The sequence below is a fragment of the Pelagibacterium xiamenense genome (genome assembly GCF_021166475.1).
GTDB lineage: Bacteria > Pseudomonadota > Alphaproteobacteria > Rhizobiales > Devosiaceae > Pelagibacterium > Pelagibacterium xiamenense.
In genome coordinates this window covers 79159-95996 of the sequence record NZ_JAJOYS010000001.1, presented here as the reverse complement: position 1 = coordinate 95996, position 16838 = coordinate 79159, and the positions used below count along the sequence as shown (strand labels likewise).

13 protein-coding genes are annotated in these 16838 nt (G+C 63.9%); 4 read left to right on the top strand and 9 right to left on the bottom strand.

Translation table 11 applies throughout. The annotated features are described in order from the left end of the window. Positions 1–89 precede the first annotated feature (89 nt). Both LSG43_RS00460 and LSG43_RS00455 read left to right on the top strand, forming a co-directional pair. Entirely contained in the window at positions 90–1469 is a 1380-nt protein-coding gene (locus LSG43_RS00460) for a hypothetical protein (RefSeq protein ID WP_231800330.1), read from the top strand. Between the two features lie 20 nt (positions 1470–1489). Then, a complete protein-coding gene (locus LSG43_RS00455; protein WP_231800329.1) occupies positions 1490–2269 on the top strand; it encodes a COG3904 family protein in 780 nt (259 codons plus the stop codon). On the opposite strand, the gene LSG43_RS00450 is transcribed toward LSG43_RS00455, so the two are convergent. Beyond that, positions 2262–3428 (bottom strand): GGDEF domain-containing protein, encoded by a 1167-nt coding sequence (locus LSG43_RS00450; RefSeq protein WP_231800328.1) that lies wholly within the window; start codon positions 3426–3428, stop codon positions 2262–2264. The two genes, LSG43_RS00455 and LSG43_RS00450, sit on opposite strands and share 8 nt — an antisense overlap. A 167-nt stretch (positions 3429–3595) precedes the next feature. Between LSG43_RS00450 and LSG43_RS00445 the strand changes: the two genes are divergently transcribed. Beyond that, positions 3596–3934 carry a hypothetical protein gene (locus LSG43_RS00445; protein WP_231800327.1) on the top strand — a complete coding sequence of 113 codons (339 nt, stop codon included), beginning with the start codon at positions 3596–3598 and terminating at the stop codon, positions 3932–3934. Here the strand turns inward: LSG43_RS00445 and LSG43_RS00440 are convergent. The 3 genes from LSG43_RS00440 to ppa form a co-directional block, all read right to left on the bottom strand. Beyond that, positions 3931–4356, bottom strand: a complete 426-nt coding sequence (locus LSG43_RS00440) for a metallopeptidase family protein (protein WP_231802743.1) — start codon at positions 4354–4356, stop codon at positions 3931–3933. The genes LSG43_RS00445 and LSG43_RS00440 overlap by 4 nt on opposite strands. Beyond that, positions 4356–5762: a 3-isopropylmalate dehydratase large subunit gene (gene leuC, locus LSG43_RS00435; RefSeq protein WP_231800326.1), complete on the bottom strand. Its 1407-nt coding sequence runs from the start codon at positions 5760–5762 to the stop codon at positions 4356–4358. The genes LSG43_RS00440 and leuC overlap by 1 nt, the downstream gene beginning before the upstream one ends. Positions 5763–5885: 123 nt before the next feature. Continuing rightward, positions 5886–6419 carry an inorganic diphosphatase gene (ppa, locus tag LSG43_RS00430; protein ID WP_231800325.1) on the bottom strand — a complete coding sequence of 178 codons (534 nt, stop codon included), beginning with the start codon at positions 6417–6419 and terminating at the stop codon, positions 5886–5888. A 116-nt stretch (positions 6420–6535) separates the two neighbouring features. On the opposite strand from ppa, the gene LSG43_RS00425 reads away from it, so the two are divergent. Continuing rightward, positions 6536–7099: a hypothetical protein gene (locus LSG43_RS00425; RefSeq protein ID WP_231800324.1), complete on the top strand. Its 564-nt coding sequence runs from the start codon at positions 6536–6538 to the stop codon at positions 7097–7099. Between the two features lie 72 nt (positions 7100–7171). Here LSG43_RS00425 and LSG43_RS00420 read toward each other — a convergent pair whose 3' ends face one another. The 5 genes from LSG43_RS00420 to lpdA form a co-directional block, all read right to left on the bottom strand. Then, positions 7172–11914, bottom strand: a complete 4743-nt coding sequence (locus LSG43_RS00420) for an NAD-glutamate dehydrogenase (RefSeq protein ID WP_231800323.1) — start codon at positions 11912–11914, stop codon at positions 7172–7174. Between the two features lie 199 nt (positions 11915–12113). Beyond that, complete coding sequence (locus LSG43_RS00415) at positions 12114–14249, bottom strand: sodium-translocating pyrophosphatase (RefSeq protein WP_231800322.1); 2136 nt, start codon at positions 14247–14249, stop codon at positions 12114–12116. Between the two features lie 209 nt (positions 14250–14458). Beyond that, complete coding sequence (locus LSG43_RS00410; protein WP_231800321.1) at positions 14459–14785, bottom strand: DUF167 family protein; 327 nt, start codon at positions 14783–14785, stop codon at positions 14459–14461. A gap of 1 nt (position 14786) precedes the next feature. Continuing rightward, positions 14787–15086, bottom strand: coding sequence for a YggT family protein (locus LSG43_RS00405; RefSeq protein ID WP_231800320.1), 300 nt, complete (start codon positions 15084–15086; stop codon positions 14787–14789). Positions 15087–15430: 344 nt separating this feature from the next. Further along, positions 15431–16837 carry a dihydrolipoyl dehydrogenase gene (gene lpdA / locus LSG43_RS00400; RefSeq protein WP_231800319.1) on the bottom strand — a complete coding sequence of 469 codons (1407 nt, stop codon included), beginning with the start codon at positions 16835–16837 and terminating at the stop codon, positions 15431–15433. Between the last annotated feature and the right edge of the window lies 1 nt (position 16838).

Below are 16838 nucleotides of genomic sequence, written 5' to 3'. Positions count from 1 at the left end.
CCGCAAGGCGGATGAAAGGCCTCGATTTCGCCCGTTTATCGCTGTTAAGCTGCCGTCAACTTTTCCCCTTCGGACCCGTTTGGACGCTCATGCCCACTCTCACTCCCGCCCTCCGGATCGGCCAGACGCTATCCGGGCTTGAAACCACGACGCGTTTTGCCCTGGCGGTCCTGGCGCTGGCGAGCGGCGTTTATACCTATCTCGGCGTGCGCGGGCTTCTGGACGGCGACGCCAATTTCGTCTTTTTTGCCGCGATCATCTATTCGGCCGCGGTGTCGGTCGGGATCTATGTCTTCTGGAGCTACATGATGCGGCTCCTGCCGCTCATGACGGAGGTGGGTCAGCGGATCGTCCTTGCGGGGGTGATGCTGCTTGGGTCGGTGATGATCATCGCGATGAGCTCGTGGCTCAATGCGGCAGCGCTTGCGGGGTCGGCGGCGCTCGAACAGCATATGGCGGTGACGCTCGAAGACTACGCGGGCGATCTCGACGCGGCGCATGCCAACGCGCTCTCGGCGCAGTCGCTGCTGCCTGATGTGCAGCGCGCGTCCGAGCGTTTCGCGACGCTGGCAGAGCAGGAGCGCGAGGCCGGGGCGCTGACGGGGTCGTCGGGATCGGGCTCGGTGGTGCAGCTTCTTTCGCAGATGTCGGCCCAGCTCGAGGCGCTGACGGGCACGATCACCGCGTCGCAGGAGCGTGTGAGCGCACTTTTCGAGACGGGGTCGCAGCACCTTTCGGCGATGCGCGAACTCGTTTCGGCGCCGGGCGAAGTGCAGCCGCGCGCGGACCGGTTCGCTGCCGAGATCGTACAATTGACCGGGGTCATCGCGGCACTGCAGGAAACCTCGGTCGCCCCTTCGGTGCGCCGCGCGGCGGAAGATCTCTCACTGGGGTTCATCGCGCCTGTTGCCGACGGGCAGAGCGAAAACCTCGTCTTCCGTCAGGGGCTCGCCATGGCCAATATCCGCGACGCGGTCGCCGCGCAATCGACCGCGCTGGCGGACGCCGCCGATGCGATATTGGGCGAAGCGCGGGTCGAACCGCGGCGTTTCGTGCCGCTTTCAAGTGCCGAGGCCGTGCTGCGCTACGCGGAGGACTTCGTCCCCTCCTGGGCCGGCGCGATTTCGATCGACCTGCTGCCTGTCGTTCTCGTCCTCATCATGGCGGTGGCCCACAGCGCCATGCGGCGCGACGCGGCGTTGCGCGAGGATGCCGAGACGATGACGGCGGGCGAGATGATGCGCGCCGTCGCGCTGCACAACCAGATGCTGGCGACGCAACCGCAGCCGGACCCCGCGCCTGGGGTCGAAAGCATGGAAGCCGAGGATGCCTCGCAGGCCGAGGAGCAGACCTCGCACCCGCAGGACCACTCGGTAGAGGCGGCAGCCGACGACGGTGTTACCGATGACGATACCGTCACCACGCTGCCCGCGCGCGGCCGGCGCGGGGACGGCCCGCAACGCCCATGAATGCCGCCGGTCCCCAACGCATGGCCAAAGGTATCCTCGCGCGGCTCGCCGCGATCGAGGACGGGGATATCCTGCGGCTTTCCTTTTTCGCCATGCTTTTGGGCACGGCATCGGTGCTCCTGATCGATTATATGGCGCTCAGCGCCGATACGCCGCCGGCCGATCCGGCCAATATCGCCGATCCCGTGCTGCCGGCGGTGGACCGTCCCGAGATCGATCCCGGCGATCCGGCTTTCCGCCCGCACGAAACGATCACCACGCCCGAAGCGGTGCTCACGGCGCCGCTTGCGATCGAGCTCGGGCCGCAAGGCGTTCTCGCGCTCACCGGCACCATCGGGGCGGGCGCCGCGGCGCGGTTCGAAGCGGAACTCGAACGGCGCGGGGATTACATCGAAACCGTCGCGCTCAATTCCCCCGGCGGGTCGCTCGATGACGCGCTTGCGATCGCAGCGGCGATCCGGGAGCGCGGCTATGGCACCTCGGTTGCCGCGGGAGCGGTCTGTGCGTCCTCGTGTCCGCTGATCCTTGCAGCCGGGACGAGCCGGTCGGTCGATGCGGCAGCCTCGGTGGGGGTGCATCAGATCTATGCGGCGTCGGCGCGCGCGGTTGCCGAAATCGGGCCGGCGCAGGCGATGTCGGATGCCCAGACGCTGACGGCGCGGATCACGCGGCATCTCGTTGCCATGGAGGTCGATCCGGACCTCTGGATCCACGCCATGGAGACCCCGCCGGACAAGCTCTACTATTTCACCCGCGAGGAGCTCGAGCGCTACCGGCTCGCGGACACCGCGGTCAACTGACGGCGCCGTGACGGACCACGCCGAGGGCGGCGCGGGCGGAAAGACGCACGCAATCGCCGCCCGCGTGCCGGGCCTCTTCGAGCGCCCAGTCGGCGCGCAAGATCATGTCCGACAGCGTATCGGTGCGTTCTCGTTCGGTGATACCGAAACTGGCGGTCGCGGCGGGGGCGTTTTTTTCGCCTTTGGCCGTCTTGCGCCGGAGGCCTTCGGCGGTCTGGCGGGCGCTGAGCAGATTGACGTGCGGCAAAAGGACGGCGAACTGGGTCGGGCCGAGCCGGCCGATGCATGCGCCGGGCGGATCGATGGCGTGGAGCAATCCGGCGAGGAGCCGGATCTGCGTCTCGACGGCGGCGTCCTCAAAGCTTCCGTCGAGAGCGAGGAGGATCAGCGCGGCTTCGCTGGCGCTGCCATTGCCGAGCTTTCTTAAAAGTGCATCGCCGTGGTTCATGAAACCGGTGCGGTTGAGGAACCCTGTCGCGCTGTCGCGCTCGGACTGGCGGATCAGGCGCGCCGCGGTTTCGCGCGCGAGCATGACGAGGATCAGCATGCCGACCATCAGAACGAGGATGGCGCCGGAGGACTGCGAGATCATCGCATAAACGGTCCGCGAATAGTCCTGCGCCTGTGCGCCGACGCCGCCCACGAGGTTGGCGATCACCGACTTGGCGGCAAAGAGCAGCGCCGAGGCCATAAGAAGGACCATCAGGCACCAGTCGAGCGCCGCGCGGCGTTTGGAGCGCCACACGTGGCTCAGCCCCAGGAGGCTTACGAGCGCATAGGGCAGCTGGTAGAGGACCTGGCGGACGGGGTCGTTGCGCGGCATCTCCAGGGTCAGCGTATAAAGCATGGCCGAGGCGACGAAGATCACGCTCAGGCTCGGCCAGTCCTGGGTGGTGTTGTAGTAGCGCGAAAGCGCTACGGCGACGGTCAGCATGGCCGCGAGGAAGGCCAGCGCCACGGTCATGCGCGCGAGCGAGACGAAGATCCCCCCGCTGATGGCGAATTCGGAGGCGATGCTCAGTCCGCCGAGCAGAAAGGCGAGCACCATCCAGCGCGCGGCGGTGTTTTTGGGGTCGAAGCGGGCTACGGCAAAAAAGCCCGCGGCCATGGCAAGCGCGAGCGTGACGTTGATGGAAAAGACGAACAGCGCACCGCTCATAGGAAACCGTCGTTAGCCAGGCCGGACGAACTTAGAAAAAACGTCCATAAGAATGGGTTAAAACCATCTAAAAGGCTGACCTATCCCGGTCAATCGTCCGGTGAACCGTTTGGCGGGCCGTTGCGTTGTTCTTTGGACGCATCTGAACAAGGAACGGAACCGCGAAAATGGCCCGGATCTTAAGGGACGAAGAAGCGATACGGCAGTGGACGGAAGCGCGGGGCGGCGCACCGGTGATGATGGAGGTGCCCGAGCCCGGCGGCGGGACCAGCCCGCTCTTGCAGCTCACTTTCGACCAGCATGCGCTCAACGCGGATCACAACGAGGGGGCGGACCGGCCCGTGCCGGGCTTCACGCTCGCCGAATGGGGCGAGTGGATGGCGGCGCTGCGCCGGCAGGATCTGGTGCTCGTTGTCGACGACGATCTGGATCAGGGCCGGCAGATCGACTACCGCTTCATGTCCTCAAGCGAGGCGCAATCGCTCGATCTGGACGGCGGGACCTAGTCCGGCGCGTCGTCTATGGCGTACATATCGTCGTCCGAAAGCCCGAAATGGTGCCCGATCTCGTGCACCAGAACATGGGTGACGATATCCTCGAGCGTATCGGTGTGCTCGGCCCAGTAGTCGAGGATCGGGCGGCGGTACAGCCAGACGCGGTTGGGCATCTGCCCGGTATAGGGCGCGGCGCCGTCTTCGGTCATGCCGATGCCTTCGAAAAGCCCCAGCAGATCGAATGGGCTTTCGATTCCCATGTCCTCGAGTACCGCATCTTCGGGAAACTCCGCGACGCGGCATTGAACCTCGGCGGCGAGCGCACGAAAAGGCTCGGGCAGAGCTTCGAGCGCTTTGGCGGCGAGGGCCTCGATATCATCGAGAGAGGGCGCCTCGCGGCGCCCCCAAAAATCGTCTTTGCCGCCCTGGGCCATCAGCCGCGCGGCCACTCGCGGATGTCTACGAAGTGCCCGCGGATCGCCGCGGCGGCGGCCATGATCGGGGAGACGAGGTGCGTGCGGCCCTTGAAGCCCTGGCGGCCCTCGAAATTGCGGTTCGAGGTCGAGGCGCAGCGTTCGCCCGGCGCGAGCTTGTCGGCGTTCATGGCAAGGCACATCGAGCAGCCCGGTTCACGCCAGTCGAAGCCCGCCTCGATGAAGATCTTGTCGAGTCCCTCGGCCTCGGCCTGGGCCTTGACCAGCCCCGAGCCGGGAACGACCATGGCGTTGACCCGCTCGTGAACCTTGTGGCCCTTGACGATGGCCGCGGCGGCGCGCAGGTCCTCGATGCGGCCATTGGTGCACGAGCCCAGGAACACGCGGTCGAGTTCGATATCGGTGATCCTGGTGCCCGGCACGAGGCCCATATATTCGAGCGCGCGCTTTTTCGAGGCGCGGCGGTTGGCGTCCTGGATCGCCTCGGGATCGGGCACGACGCCGGTCACCGAAACGACGTCCTCGGGCGAGGAGCCCCAGGAGACGATCGGGGGCAGGTTGGCCGCATCGAGCCGCACTTCCTTGTCGAAATGCGCGCCATCGTCCGAATAGAGCGTCTTCCAATAGTCGAGGGCCATGCCGTAAGCGGTGCCCTTGGGCGCGCGCGGGCGGTCCTTGACGTATTGGAAGGTTTTTTCGTCCGGCGCGATAAGGCCCGCGCGGGCGCCGCCTTCGATGGTCATGTTGCAGACCGTCATGCGGCCTTCCATGGACAGCTCGCGGATCGCCTCGCCGGCAAATTCGATGACGTGGCCGTTGCCACCGGCAGTGCCGATCTCGCCGATGATGGCGAGGATGATGTCCTTGGCCGTCACGCCCTCGGGCAATTTGCCGTCGACGGTGACGCGCATGTTCTTGGCCTTGGACTGAATGAGCGTCTGGGTCGCAAGAACGTGCTCGACTTCGGAGGTGCCGATGCCATGGGCGAGCGCGCCGAAGGCGCCGTGGGTCGAGGTGTGGCTGTCCCCGCACACAATCGTCATGCCCGGCAGCGTGAAGCCCTGCTCGGGGCCCACGATGTGGACGATGCCCTGGCGCATGTCGAGTTCGTTATAATATTCGACGCCGAAATCCGCCGCGTTCCTCGCCAGCGTATCGACCTGGATTTTCGATTCCGGGTCGTCGATACCGTGGGTGCGGTCGGTCGTCGGCACGTTATGGTCGACCACTGCGAGCGTGCGCTCGGGGGCACGGACCTTGCGGCCGGCAAGGCGAAGGCCTTCGAAAGCCTGGGGGCTCGTTACTTCGTGAACGAGGTGACGATCGATATAAATCAGCGAGGTGCCGTCCTCGTTGTTGGCAACCAGGTGATCGTCCCAGATCTTGTCGTAAAGCGTCTTGCTCATATTTCGTCGCGTTTCCCGTCAAACCGGTAAAATTAGGCCGGGCACGTTCTACGCCCGTGTCCGGCCAAAGGTCAAGTAAACCGAAGGTGTGGGGCGCGGCACAGGGCGCCGCGCCAAGGTCGCTTACCCTTCCGCCTTGGCCCGCTCGATCGAATCGAGGATCACCTTGCGGGCATCGTCGATACCGCCGATGCGGTCGATCTTGGCCCATTTGCCGGGCTCGAGGTCCTTGTAGTGGGTGAAGAAGTGCTTGACGCGCTCGATCTGGATTTCGGGCAGGTCGGTCACGTCCTGAACCGAGTCGTACATGCGGGTGAGCTTGGAAACCGGCACGGCGAGGATCTTTTCGTCGACCCCGCCATCGTCTTCCATGAACAGCACGCCGACGGGACGCGAGCGCACGATGGCGCCGGGGACCAGCGGGCGGGAGTTGAGGACGATCACGTCGAGCGGGTCGCCGTCGCCGCACAGGGTGTGGGGCACAAAGCCGTAATTGCCGGGGTAACGCATGGGCGTATAGAGAAAGCGGTCGACAAAGAGCGCGCCGCTGTCCTTGTCGATCTCGTATTTGATCGGCTCGCCGCCCAGCGGCACTTCGATGATGACGTTCAAATCCTCGGGCGGGTTCTTGCCGACCGCAATGGCGTCGATGTTCATATGATCTTCAATCCATATCGGGTTGGGAGGAGGGGATGGATCGGGCGCTGTTGTGCCTAGCGCGGCGCGAGTTTGCAAGCCATATTGAGCCCGGACGCCGAAGGAGGGACGCCAGCATGAAACCATTGGCCATCATCGCAGTTATCGCAGGGCTCGCCGCGGGCACCGCGCAAGCGCAGGAGTGGCGCAGCGAATATACCCATATCGACATCGCCGATGAGTGCACCATGGTCTCGCAATACGAACTTGGCGCAAGCTGGACGTGCCCGGGCTATCGCGGCTATCCGCTGCTGGTGTCCGAGGGTGACCTGCGCTTTTTCGTCTCTTACGGGCCCGATGCTGCCGACGAGATCGCCCGACGCCAGACGCTGCCCCCGTTCAATACGATCCACGACACGCTCGAATGGCTCGTCGTGGACCGGCCGGAATTCGGCCCGATCCCCGTCGCCACGATTTTGCGCTATTACCTCGACGCATTTGAGGACGGCGGCGAGCAAGGGCAGGTGCTTGTCGTCACCAGGCTCGAGATCGGCAACACCTGCCACGTCGCCTATGTCGACGCGCGGGCGAACCCTGACGCCAACACGCTTGCCCGCCGGGCAGCGGAACGGTTCGTTCCCGGGTTCGATTGCGCGGCGATGGAACCGGAGCGGGTGGGGGCGTGGGAAGCAGGATTTTAGGGCGCCGGCCTTGTCATCGCTGCCAGCGCTCAAATTATGCCACCTTCATGATTTGACCCTTGGGGTCGCGCCTTACCCCTTTGCCAGATCCGAGAGGAGCCCCGCTGCCACAGAAAGGCGCGAAATCGTCAGCTCGCCCTCGATCAGGTCCCCGACCGTTTCCGCCGTCCGCGCGATCGCGGCCTTGCGCGGGGTTTGCCATGCGACGAGCTGGGCATCGACGGTCTTGCCCTCGGCGGTCAGCACGTCGGAGGTGACGTCGCGGAGGGCGCGCGTCAGGTTGGCCATGGCGCGGTCGAGCGCCATGCGGTCGAAGCGTTCGGTGGCTTCGATCGCCGCACCCTGTTCGGTAATGCGTCCAAGGCGGAAGGTTTCTATGACCGCAAAGAAGACCTTGGCGGTATCGGCGACCGGCCGCTCGCAGCGGTGCGCGACAAAAACGATATCGGACGCCAGCGTCAAAACCGAAAGCGCGGCGATCCGCCGGGCGAGGTCGGGGGGCGTGCCGGCCGCCTCGAAGGCGCGTTCCTGTTCGGCGATGGCATTGGCGAGAAAGGGCGAAACGAGGTCGGGCAGCGCCGCGCGGATTTCGGCGACCCCGTTGCCGTAGCGCGTGACCATGTCCGAAAGCCCCGCGTCGAACTTTTCGTTGCGCAGGAACCAGAGCGCCTGGGACACCTGCAGGCGCTGGATTTCGGCATAGAGCGCCAGCTGCGTCTCCCCCGAAATCCGGTTGTCGAGCGCGTCGACCGCCGCGTTGAGGTTCTGCAGATCATAGGCGTCGCGCGCGGCGGCATAGGCGAAGGCGACGGCGCCCGCATCGGTCGAGGTCATGGTAACCAGCCGCGAGACGAAGGCCGGGCCGCCCCGGTTGATCATGGCGTTGGAAAGGACCGTCGCGATCACTTCACGGCGCAGGCGATGGGTTTCGATCGCGTCGGGATAGCGTTCTTTGAGCGTTTCGGGGAAATAGCGGAAGAGCTCCTTGGCGAGATAGGGATCGTCCGGGATCGAGGACGACAGGAGGTCGGCAAAGAGCGTGTTCTTGGCGTAGGCCAGAAGCACGGACAGCTCCGGGCGCGTGAGGGCCTGGCCCGCGGCCTGCCGTTCGGCAAGCGTATTTGCATCGGGCAGATATTCGACCGAACGGTCGAGCTCGCCTTCGGCTTCGAGCCCTCCCATCAGGTCGATGAGGTCGGGAAGCTGCCGGTGTCCGGCGCGTTCGGTCAGCGATAGCGCCAGGGTCTGAAGATAGTTGTTGCGCAGGCAGAGCGCGGCGACTTCCTCGGTCATCTCGACGAGGAAGGCGTTGCGATCCTCGATCGGCAGTGCGCCCGAGCGCACGAGGCTCGACAGCGCGATCTTGATATTGACCTCGAGGTCCGAGGAATTCACCCCGGCGGAATTGTCGATGGCGTCTGTATTGATGCGGCCGCCGTTCATCGCATATTCGATGCGGCCCAGTTGGGTGACGCCCAGATTGGCGCCCTCGCCGATCACTTTGGCCCCGACCTCCTTGCCGGTGATGCGGATCGCGTCGTTGGCGCGGTCCCCGGCGTCGGCATCGGTTTCGCTCGAGGCGCGGATATAGGTGCCGATGCCGCCGAACCACAGGAGATCGACCCGCGCTTTCAAAATGGCGTTCATCACCTCGGAGGGCGACACTTTGGCACCCAGGCCGAGAAGGTCCTGGGCCTGCGGAGACAGCTCGATGGATTTGAGCGTGCGGGGATAAATGCCGCCGCCTTCCGACATCCTGGACGTGTCGTAGTCCTGCCAGCTCGAGCGGCCCATCTCGAAGAGCCGCTTGCGCTCGGCGAAGCTCGTTGCAGGGTCGGGATCGGGGTCGATGAAGATGTCGCGGTGGTCGAAGGCAGCGACGAGCCTGATCTTTTCGCTCAATAGCATGCCGTTGCCGAAAACGTCGCCGGACATATCCCCGACGCCTGCGACGGTGAATTCCTCTGTCTGGATGTCGTGGTCCATCTCGCGGAAGTGCCGCTTGACCGCTTCCCAGCCGCCGCGGGCGGTGATGCCCATCTTCTTGTGGTCGTAACCCGCCGATCCCCCTGACGCGAAGGCGTCGCCGAGCCAAAAATCGCGGGAGACGGAAATGGCGTTGGCGGTATCGGAGAAGCTCGCCGTACCCTTGTCGGCGGCGACGACGAGATAGGGGTCATCGTCGTCCCTGCGATGCACCATCGTAGGGGGCACGATGGTGTCATCGTGCAAATTGTCGGTGACATCCAAAAGCGCGCCGATGAAGATCTTGTAGCACGCCGTGCCTTCGGCAAAAAACGTTTCGCGGTCGGGGTTTAGCGGCATCCGGCGCGGCACGAAACCACCCTTGGCGCCCACAGGCACGATGACGGCGTTCTTGACCATCTGCGCCTTGACCAGACCCAGGATTTCGGTGCGGAAATCCTCGGGCCGATCCGACCAGCGGATACCGCCGCGGGCGATGGGGCCGCCGCGCATATGGACACCCTCAACCCGCGGGGAATAAACGAAAATTTCCCGATATGGCCGCGGGCGCGGCATGCCCTCGACGGCGCTGGCATCGAACTTGATCGCGAGCGCGGGGCGGTCGTCCTGATAGAGGTTGGTGCGCAGCGAGACCGCGACGAGATTGAGCAGCCGCCGGACGATCCGATCTTCGTCGATCGATGTCACCGCCTCGAGATGCGTCGCGATATCCTGTTGCAGCGCCTCGATTTTTTCCTCGCGGGCGGGATCGACGCGGGGCGCGTGCAGGGTGTGAAACAGTGTCACCAGCGCGCTTGCGAGCTGCGGCTGATTGGCCAGCGCGGACCAGATGTAACGCTGGGAATAGGCAATCCCGACCTGCTTGAGGTAGTGCGCGAGCGCGCGCAGGATGGTGATGTCGGCATGGCCCATCTCTGTGAGGACGGTCAGCCGGTTGAACCCGTCATTCTCGATTTCACCCAGCGACGCGGCGACGATTGCGGCCTCGAGCCGGGGGGCGAGTTTGGGCACGTCGAGCGCCCGGCCGTCGGCGGGGACAACGGTCATGTCGTGCAGATAGCGCGGCCGGGCGTTGTCGGGGGTGATCAGATAGGTGCGCTCATCGATGACGCGGAAGCCGAAATTCTCCAGGAGCGGCACCCGGTCCGACAGTGGAATGGGGTGCTCGCGATGATAGAATTTGAGTGTCAGCGATCCGGGCTCGACGTGTCCGGGTTCGAGGTGAACGGCGAGTGTCTTTTGCGGTCCGAGACCCTTGAATACGGCGACATCCTCAAGCGCATCGATGTGAGAATAGGCGTGCTGATAGTCGGCTGAAAACGCGTTTGCGTAGCTTGCGACCAAGGCCGGGTCTTCGGCTTCGCCGCGCATCCTGTCGGCAAAGGTCCGGGTGATTTCGTTCACGTCGGCTTCGAGGTCATCGCGCTCGGGGCGCGGCGTGGGGCCGCCATTGCGGCCGATAATGAAGTGCACGCGCGCAAGATCCCCCTCGGGAAAATCCGGCGTAAAGGCTGAAACGCGGCCGTCGTAGCGCTCGGCGAGGTAGGTGCCGATCTTGCTGCGCACCCCGGAATCGAAGCGATCGCGCGGGAGGTAGACGAGGATGGAGACGAAATTGTCGAACCTGTCGATGCGCGGGAGGACGCGGACGCGCGGGCGGTCGGGAAGCGTCGCGATCACCGAGGCGAATTCGAACAGCTCGTCGACGGAAATCTGAAACATCTCCGCGCGCGGATAATTGTCGAGCGCGTTCATCAAGGCCTTGCCCGCATGTCCGCGCGGGTCGAATCCGGAGCGCTGCATCACCGCGGTCACCTTGCGGCGGATAAGCGGCACTTCGGTGTGCGGAACCGCAAAGGACATCGAGGTAAAAAGACCGACCACGCGCAATTCGCCGACGGTCCTGCCGTCGGCGTCGAAGATCTTGATGCCCACATAATCCATGTGCACGCGGCGGTGGACGAGGGCGCGCTTGTTGGCCTTGGTGACCATGAGCGGTTCCTCGCTCGCGAGGAACTCGGCGTGCCGGTCGGTGGTGTGGACGTACTCATCGCCCTGGCGCAAGTAGACGTAGTTCGCGTCGCGCAGAATCCCAAGCCCGCTGCCTTCGACCGGGGCAAGCTGGCCGTCCGGGCCGGTGAACCGGTATTCGCGCATGCCCAGGAAGGTGAAATTATGGTCCGCGAGCCAGGCAAGAAAGTGCATGGCCTCGGCCAGTTCGGGTTCGCGCATATGCGGAGGGTGTTCGCGGTATTCGACGACCACCGTGCGCAGGCGCTCGAGCATGTCGCGCCAGTCGATGACGGCGCGGCGCACGTGCGTCATGGTTTCTTCGAGTTCTGCACGGATGGTGTCGAGCGTACCGGCGTCCGCCGGCGGGTCGATATGGACCTGCAGGATCGACTCGTTGCGCGATTCCGGGGTCGGCTTGTCGAGCACCGTCCAGGGCGTTCCGGTGGTGTCGACCGGCACGACGGGGTGCGTCATGAAGCGAATGACGCCGCCGGCGGCGCGGATCGCCCCGAGCGCGGAATCGACGATGAAGGGCGTGTCGGCGGAATAGATATCGATGACGACGACGTCGCGCGCACCCGGCGCCTCGGGCGACCAGATGCGGATGTCGGCTGTGCCCGGTTTGCGCTCGCCGATGTGGGCGGCCGTGCGGCTCAGGAGCGCCTCCAGGGTGTCGACGTCATAGCTGAGAAGATCGTTTTCGTCCGACGACTTGAGCGCCTTCTTGATGAAGACGGCTTCGCGCGGCTTCTCGGCGGCGAGCGTTTCGAGTCGCGCGTTCCAGGCGCTCATCAGCGTTTCGACAGTACGTGTCATCGGATTTCCGCCCTCGGTCGCGATCGATCGTTTTGCGTCAGGGCCAGACTAGAGCCCGCTCCGTTAAATGTCCAATATCATGCTTAAGATTCAATGACATACGACTTTATGATAGACAGGAATGCTGACGCTTTTACGACTGTCGACACGACAAAGCCGGCCCTTGAAGGGCCGGCTTTGCAAGCGTTCCCCGGTCGGGTCAGTGCAGTACAGCCAGGAGCAGCAGCGCAATGATGTTGGTGATCTTGATCATCGGGTTGACCGCGGGGCCGGCGGTGTCCTTGTAGGGATCGCCGACAGTATCCCCGGTCACGGAGGCCTTGTGGGCGTCCGAGCCCTTATGGTGCACCTGGCCGGTCGAATCGGTGAACCCGTCCTCGAAGCTCTTTTTGGCGTTGTCCCAGGCCCCGCCGCCCGCGGTCATCGAAATGGCGACGAAGAGCCCGGTGACGATGACGCCCAGGAGCATGGCGCCCAGCGCGGCGAAGGCGGCGGCCTTGCCCGCGATCAGAAGGATCACGAGGAAGACGACGATGGGCGAGAGCACCGGCAGGAGCGAGGGCACGATCATCTCGCGGATCGCGGCCTTGGTCAGCATGTCGACCGCGCGGCCGTAGTCGGGCTTGTCCTTGCCCTCCATGATGCCGGGCTTTTCCTTGAACTGCCGGCGCACCTCGACAACGACCGATTGCGCGGCGCGCCCGACGGCGGTCATAGACATGCCGCCGAAAAGAAAGGGCAGAAGCCCGCCAAAGAGCAGTCCCACGACGACATAAGGATCGGCAAGCGAGAAGCTCACCTGGCCGACGCCAAAATAGAAATCGCCCTCGGTGGCCTCGCCGATGAAATAGGAGAGGTCCTGGGTATAGGCGGCAAAGAGCACGAGTGCACCGAGGCCCGCCGAGCCGATGGCGTAGCCCTTGGTCACGGCCTTGGTGGTGTTGCCGACGGCGTCGAGCGCATCGGTGTTCTTGCGCACCTCCTCGGGCAAGCCGGCCATCTCGGCGATGCCGCCCGCGTTGTCGGTCACCGGCCCGAAGGCGTCGAGCGCGACGATCATGCCCGCGAGGGCGAGCATGGTGACCACGGCGACGCCGATGCCGAAGAGCCCTGCGAGCGAGTAGGTCGCGATGATCCCGGCGATGATGACGAGCGCGGGCAACGCCGTGGATTCAAGCGAAACCGCGAGGCCCTGGATGACGTTGGTGCCGTGCCCGGTGATCGAGGCTTCGGCGATGGAATTGACCGGGCGACGGTCGGTTCCTGTATAGTATTCGGTGATCCAGATGATGAGCCCGGTGATCACAAGTCCGGCGACGCCGCAGAAATAGAGCGCGAGCGGCGTGAAGGTGGTCGTGCCGACGGTTATCGGCATCATGATGTCGCCGAACATCAGCCAGATCACAGGCAACAGCGCCACGAGCGAGAGCACGCCCGTGCCGATTACGCCCTTGTAGAGCGCGCCCATGATGTTGCTGCTGGCGCCGAGCTTGACGAAATAGGTGCCGATGATCGAGGTGATGACGCAGGCGCCGCCGATAGCGAGCGGGAGCACCATTCCGATGAGTTTCAGGTCGGCCGGCAGGATAATCGCCGCGAGCACCATGGTGGCGACGATGGTGACGACATAGGTTTCAAAAAGGTCCGCCGCCATGCCGGCGCAGTCGCCGACATTGTCGCCGACATTGTCCGCGATGGTTGCGGGGTTGCGCGGGTCGTCCTCGGGGATGCCCGCTTCGACCTTGCCTACCATGTCGCCGCCCACGTCGGCACCTTTTGTAAAGATGCCGCCGCCCAAACGGGCGAAGATGGAGATCAGCGAGGCGCCGAAGCCGAGCGCGACGAGCGCGTCGATGACGGTGCGGTCTATGGCCTCAAATCCCGCGATGGCGGTCATGTAGAAGTAGTAGAGCGTGACACCCAGGAGCCCGAGGCCGGCGACGAGCAGCCCGGTCACGGCGCCGGATTTGAACGCCAGGTCGAGCCCTCCGCCCAAGGACGTGGTTGCAGCCTGGGCGACGCGCACATTGGCGCGCACCGAAACGTTCATGCCGATGAACCCTGCGGCTCCCGAAAGCACCGCGCCGATCAAAAAGCCGATCGCCGCGTAGGCGCCCAGAAGGAAAAAGGCGATGACGAAGATGACCGCGCCGACGATGGCGATGGTCGTGTATTGGCGCCTGAGATAGGCGCTCGCGCCCTCACGGACGGCGGCGGCAATCTCCTGCATGCGTGCCGTCCCGGCGTCCGCGGCAAGAACCGTGCGCGTGGTGACGATGCCATAGATGATCGAAAGCACACCGCAGGCAACGATGAGCCAAAGGGCCAGAGACATTGTGTATTCCCCTCAACATTGGTCAGCTATACTGCCCTGGTTACATGCACACAAAAGCCTCCCCGCCTTTGTTGTGCGTGTAAACTCCTCCCAAGGATGTTGAGAGGATAGGCAGATCATCGGATGCCAAGCAAATGGAATTTATCGACTTTCCGCAATGCGCGTCGATAGGGCAATAATGCTGACTTGGTATTTGGCCGGGGATCGGGTCAATTTGCGCCGGTCTTGGGCGTGATTGCGTCGAGGGCTGCGGCGAGCACTATCCGATCGCCCGTCACGCCGATCGTCTTGACCCGCGCGGTCGCTCCGGCCGTTATGGCGAGCGCGGATTTGGGAACGCGGAGGGCCTTGGCGAGAATTGCGACGACTGCCGCATTGGCCCGGCCTTTGTCCGGGATGACACGGGTCCTCAATTTGAGCACTTCAGTGCCGTCCGCCCGCAGCTCTATACCTTCAATGGCGTCTTGAGACGCATTGGGCGTCACCCGTACAAAGACGAGGACGCCCGTTTCCGTGAGTTTGTACCAGTCTGGCAAATCAGCCGAAGCGGACTTGCGCCATTAGCGGATAGAGAATCACGAGCCGGATGAAATAGATCACCAGGAACAGGATGATCGGGGAAATATCGAGCCCGCCGAAATTGGGAACGAACTGGCGGATCGGGCGCAGGAGCGGGTCGGTGATCTGAAAAAGGGCATTGGCGACCATCGCGACGAACTGGTTCGACATGTTGAGGATGTTGAACGCAAGAAGCCAGCTTACGATGACCTGTGCGATGATGATGAAGATGATCAGGTTCAATACCAGATCGACAAATTGCAGCAGGCCAAAGAGCATGATCGCAAATCCTTCTTATCCGCGTTTCGACGATATCTAGTCGTTCGCCCGCGCATGGGCAAGACCTGCGCTCACAGTGGCAGGGATCAAGAAAAAGGGCCCGCCTCAGAATACGCGAGGCCGGGCCCAATAGGTAATCCGGTACGCAACACACAAAGATCCGGACAGAAACCTATAATGCACGAAGCGTGCCAATAGAGGGTTAATCCAGATTGTGTGGGTTGCCCGGTATTTGTCTCAAAATGTAGCCAGCCCTATGGTTAACCATATGTTATCGCGTTGCAAATTGCGATTGCATCCATTGCAGAATGCGAGACGCGCCGCTATCGAGCGGCGCGCGTGCACTAGATGTGAATCGGCCCGTCATTGGCGCCGAGCGCGGCTTCACGGACGGCTTCGCTCATTGTGGGATGCGCGTGGCATGTGCGGGCCAGGTCTTCCGCCGAGCCGCCGAATTCCATCAGAACCGCGGCCTCGTGGATCATCTCGCCGGCGTTCTTGCCCACGATGTGGCAGCCGAGCACGCGGTCGGTTTGCTTGTCTGCTAGGATTTTCACGAAGCCCTGAGTTGCGAGCATCGCCTTGGCGCGGCCGTTGGCGGTGAAGGGAAATTTCGAGGCCTTGTAGGCGACGCCGTCGGCCTTCAGTTCCTCTTCGGTCTTGCCCACAGAGGCGACCTCGGGGCTCGTATAGACGACGGAGGGGATGACGCCGTAATTGACGTGCCCCGCCTGTCCCGCGAGAATTTCAGCCACCGCAATACCCTCGTCCTCGGCTTTGTGGGCCAGCATCGGCCCGGCGACGACGTCGCCGATCGCATAGATGCCGTTGACATTGGTCTTGTAGTGGGCGTCGGTCACCACGCGACCGCGGTCGTCGAGATCCACACCCGCGTCGGCAAGGCCGAGGCCTTCGGTGAAGGGCTTGCGACCGATAGACACGAGCGCGGCGTCGGTCGCAACGGTCTCGGCGTCGCCGCCCTGGGCGGGCTCGAGCGTAACGCTGAGGCCGCCGCCGGTCTTTTCAATGCCGGTGACCTTGGTCGAGAGTTTGAAATCGATGCCCTGCTTTTGCAGCATGCGCTGGAACTGCTTGGACACCTCGCCGTCCATGCCCGGCAGGATACGGTCGAGAAACTCGACGACCGTCACCTTGGACCCGAGCCGCGCCCAGACCGAGCCGAGCTCGAGCCCGATGACGCCGGCACCGATGACCAGCAGGTTTTCCGGTACCTTCTTGAATTTGAGCGCACCCGTCGAGGTGACGATCTTGTCCTCGTCGATCTCAATGCCGGGCAGGTCGGTCGAAACCGAGCCGGTGGCGATGACGATGTTCCTGGTTTCGATCTCCTGGGCCGATCCGTCTTCGGCGGTGACGAAGACCTTGCCGGCTGCGGGAATCGCGCCGGTACCCCGGAAAGCGGTGATTTTGTTCTTCTTGAACAGATACTCGATACCGCCGGTATTGGAGGCCACCGTGTCGTCCTTGTGGGCCATCATGGCGGTGAGGTTTAGCCTGGGTTCGGCAATGTCGATCCCGAGCTGGGGGAAGAGGTGGGTCGCTTCCTCGAACATTTCGGAGGCGTGCAGCAGCGCCTTGGAGGGGATGCAGCCGATATTGAGGCAGGTACCACCGAATGTGGCCCATTTCTCGACCACGGCGACCTTCATTCCGAGCTGGGCGGCGCGCACGGCACAGACATAGCCCCCCGGTCCGGTGCCGATAATGGTGACGTCAAAACTCTCGGCCATG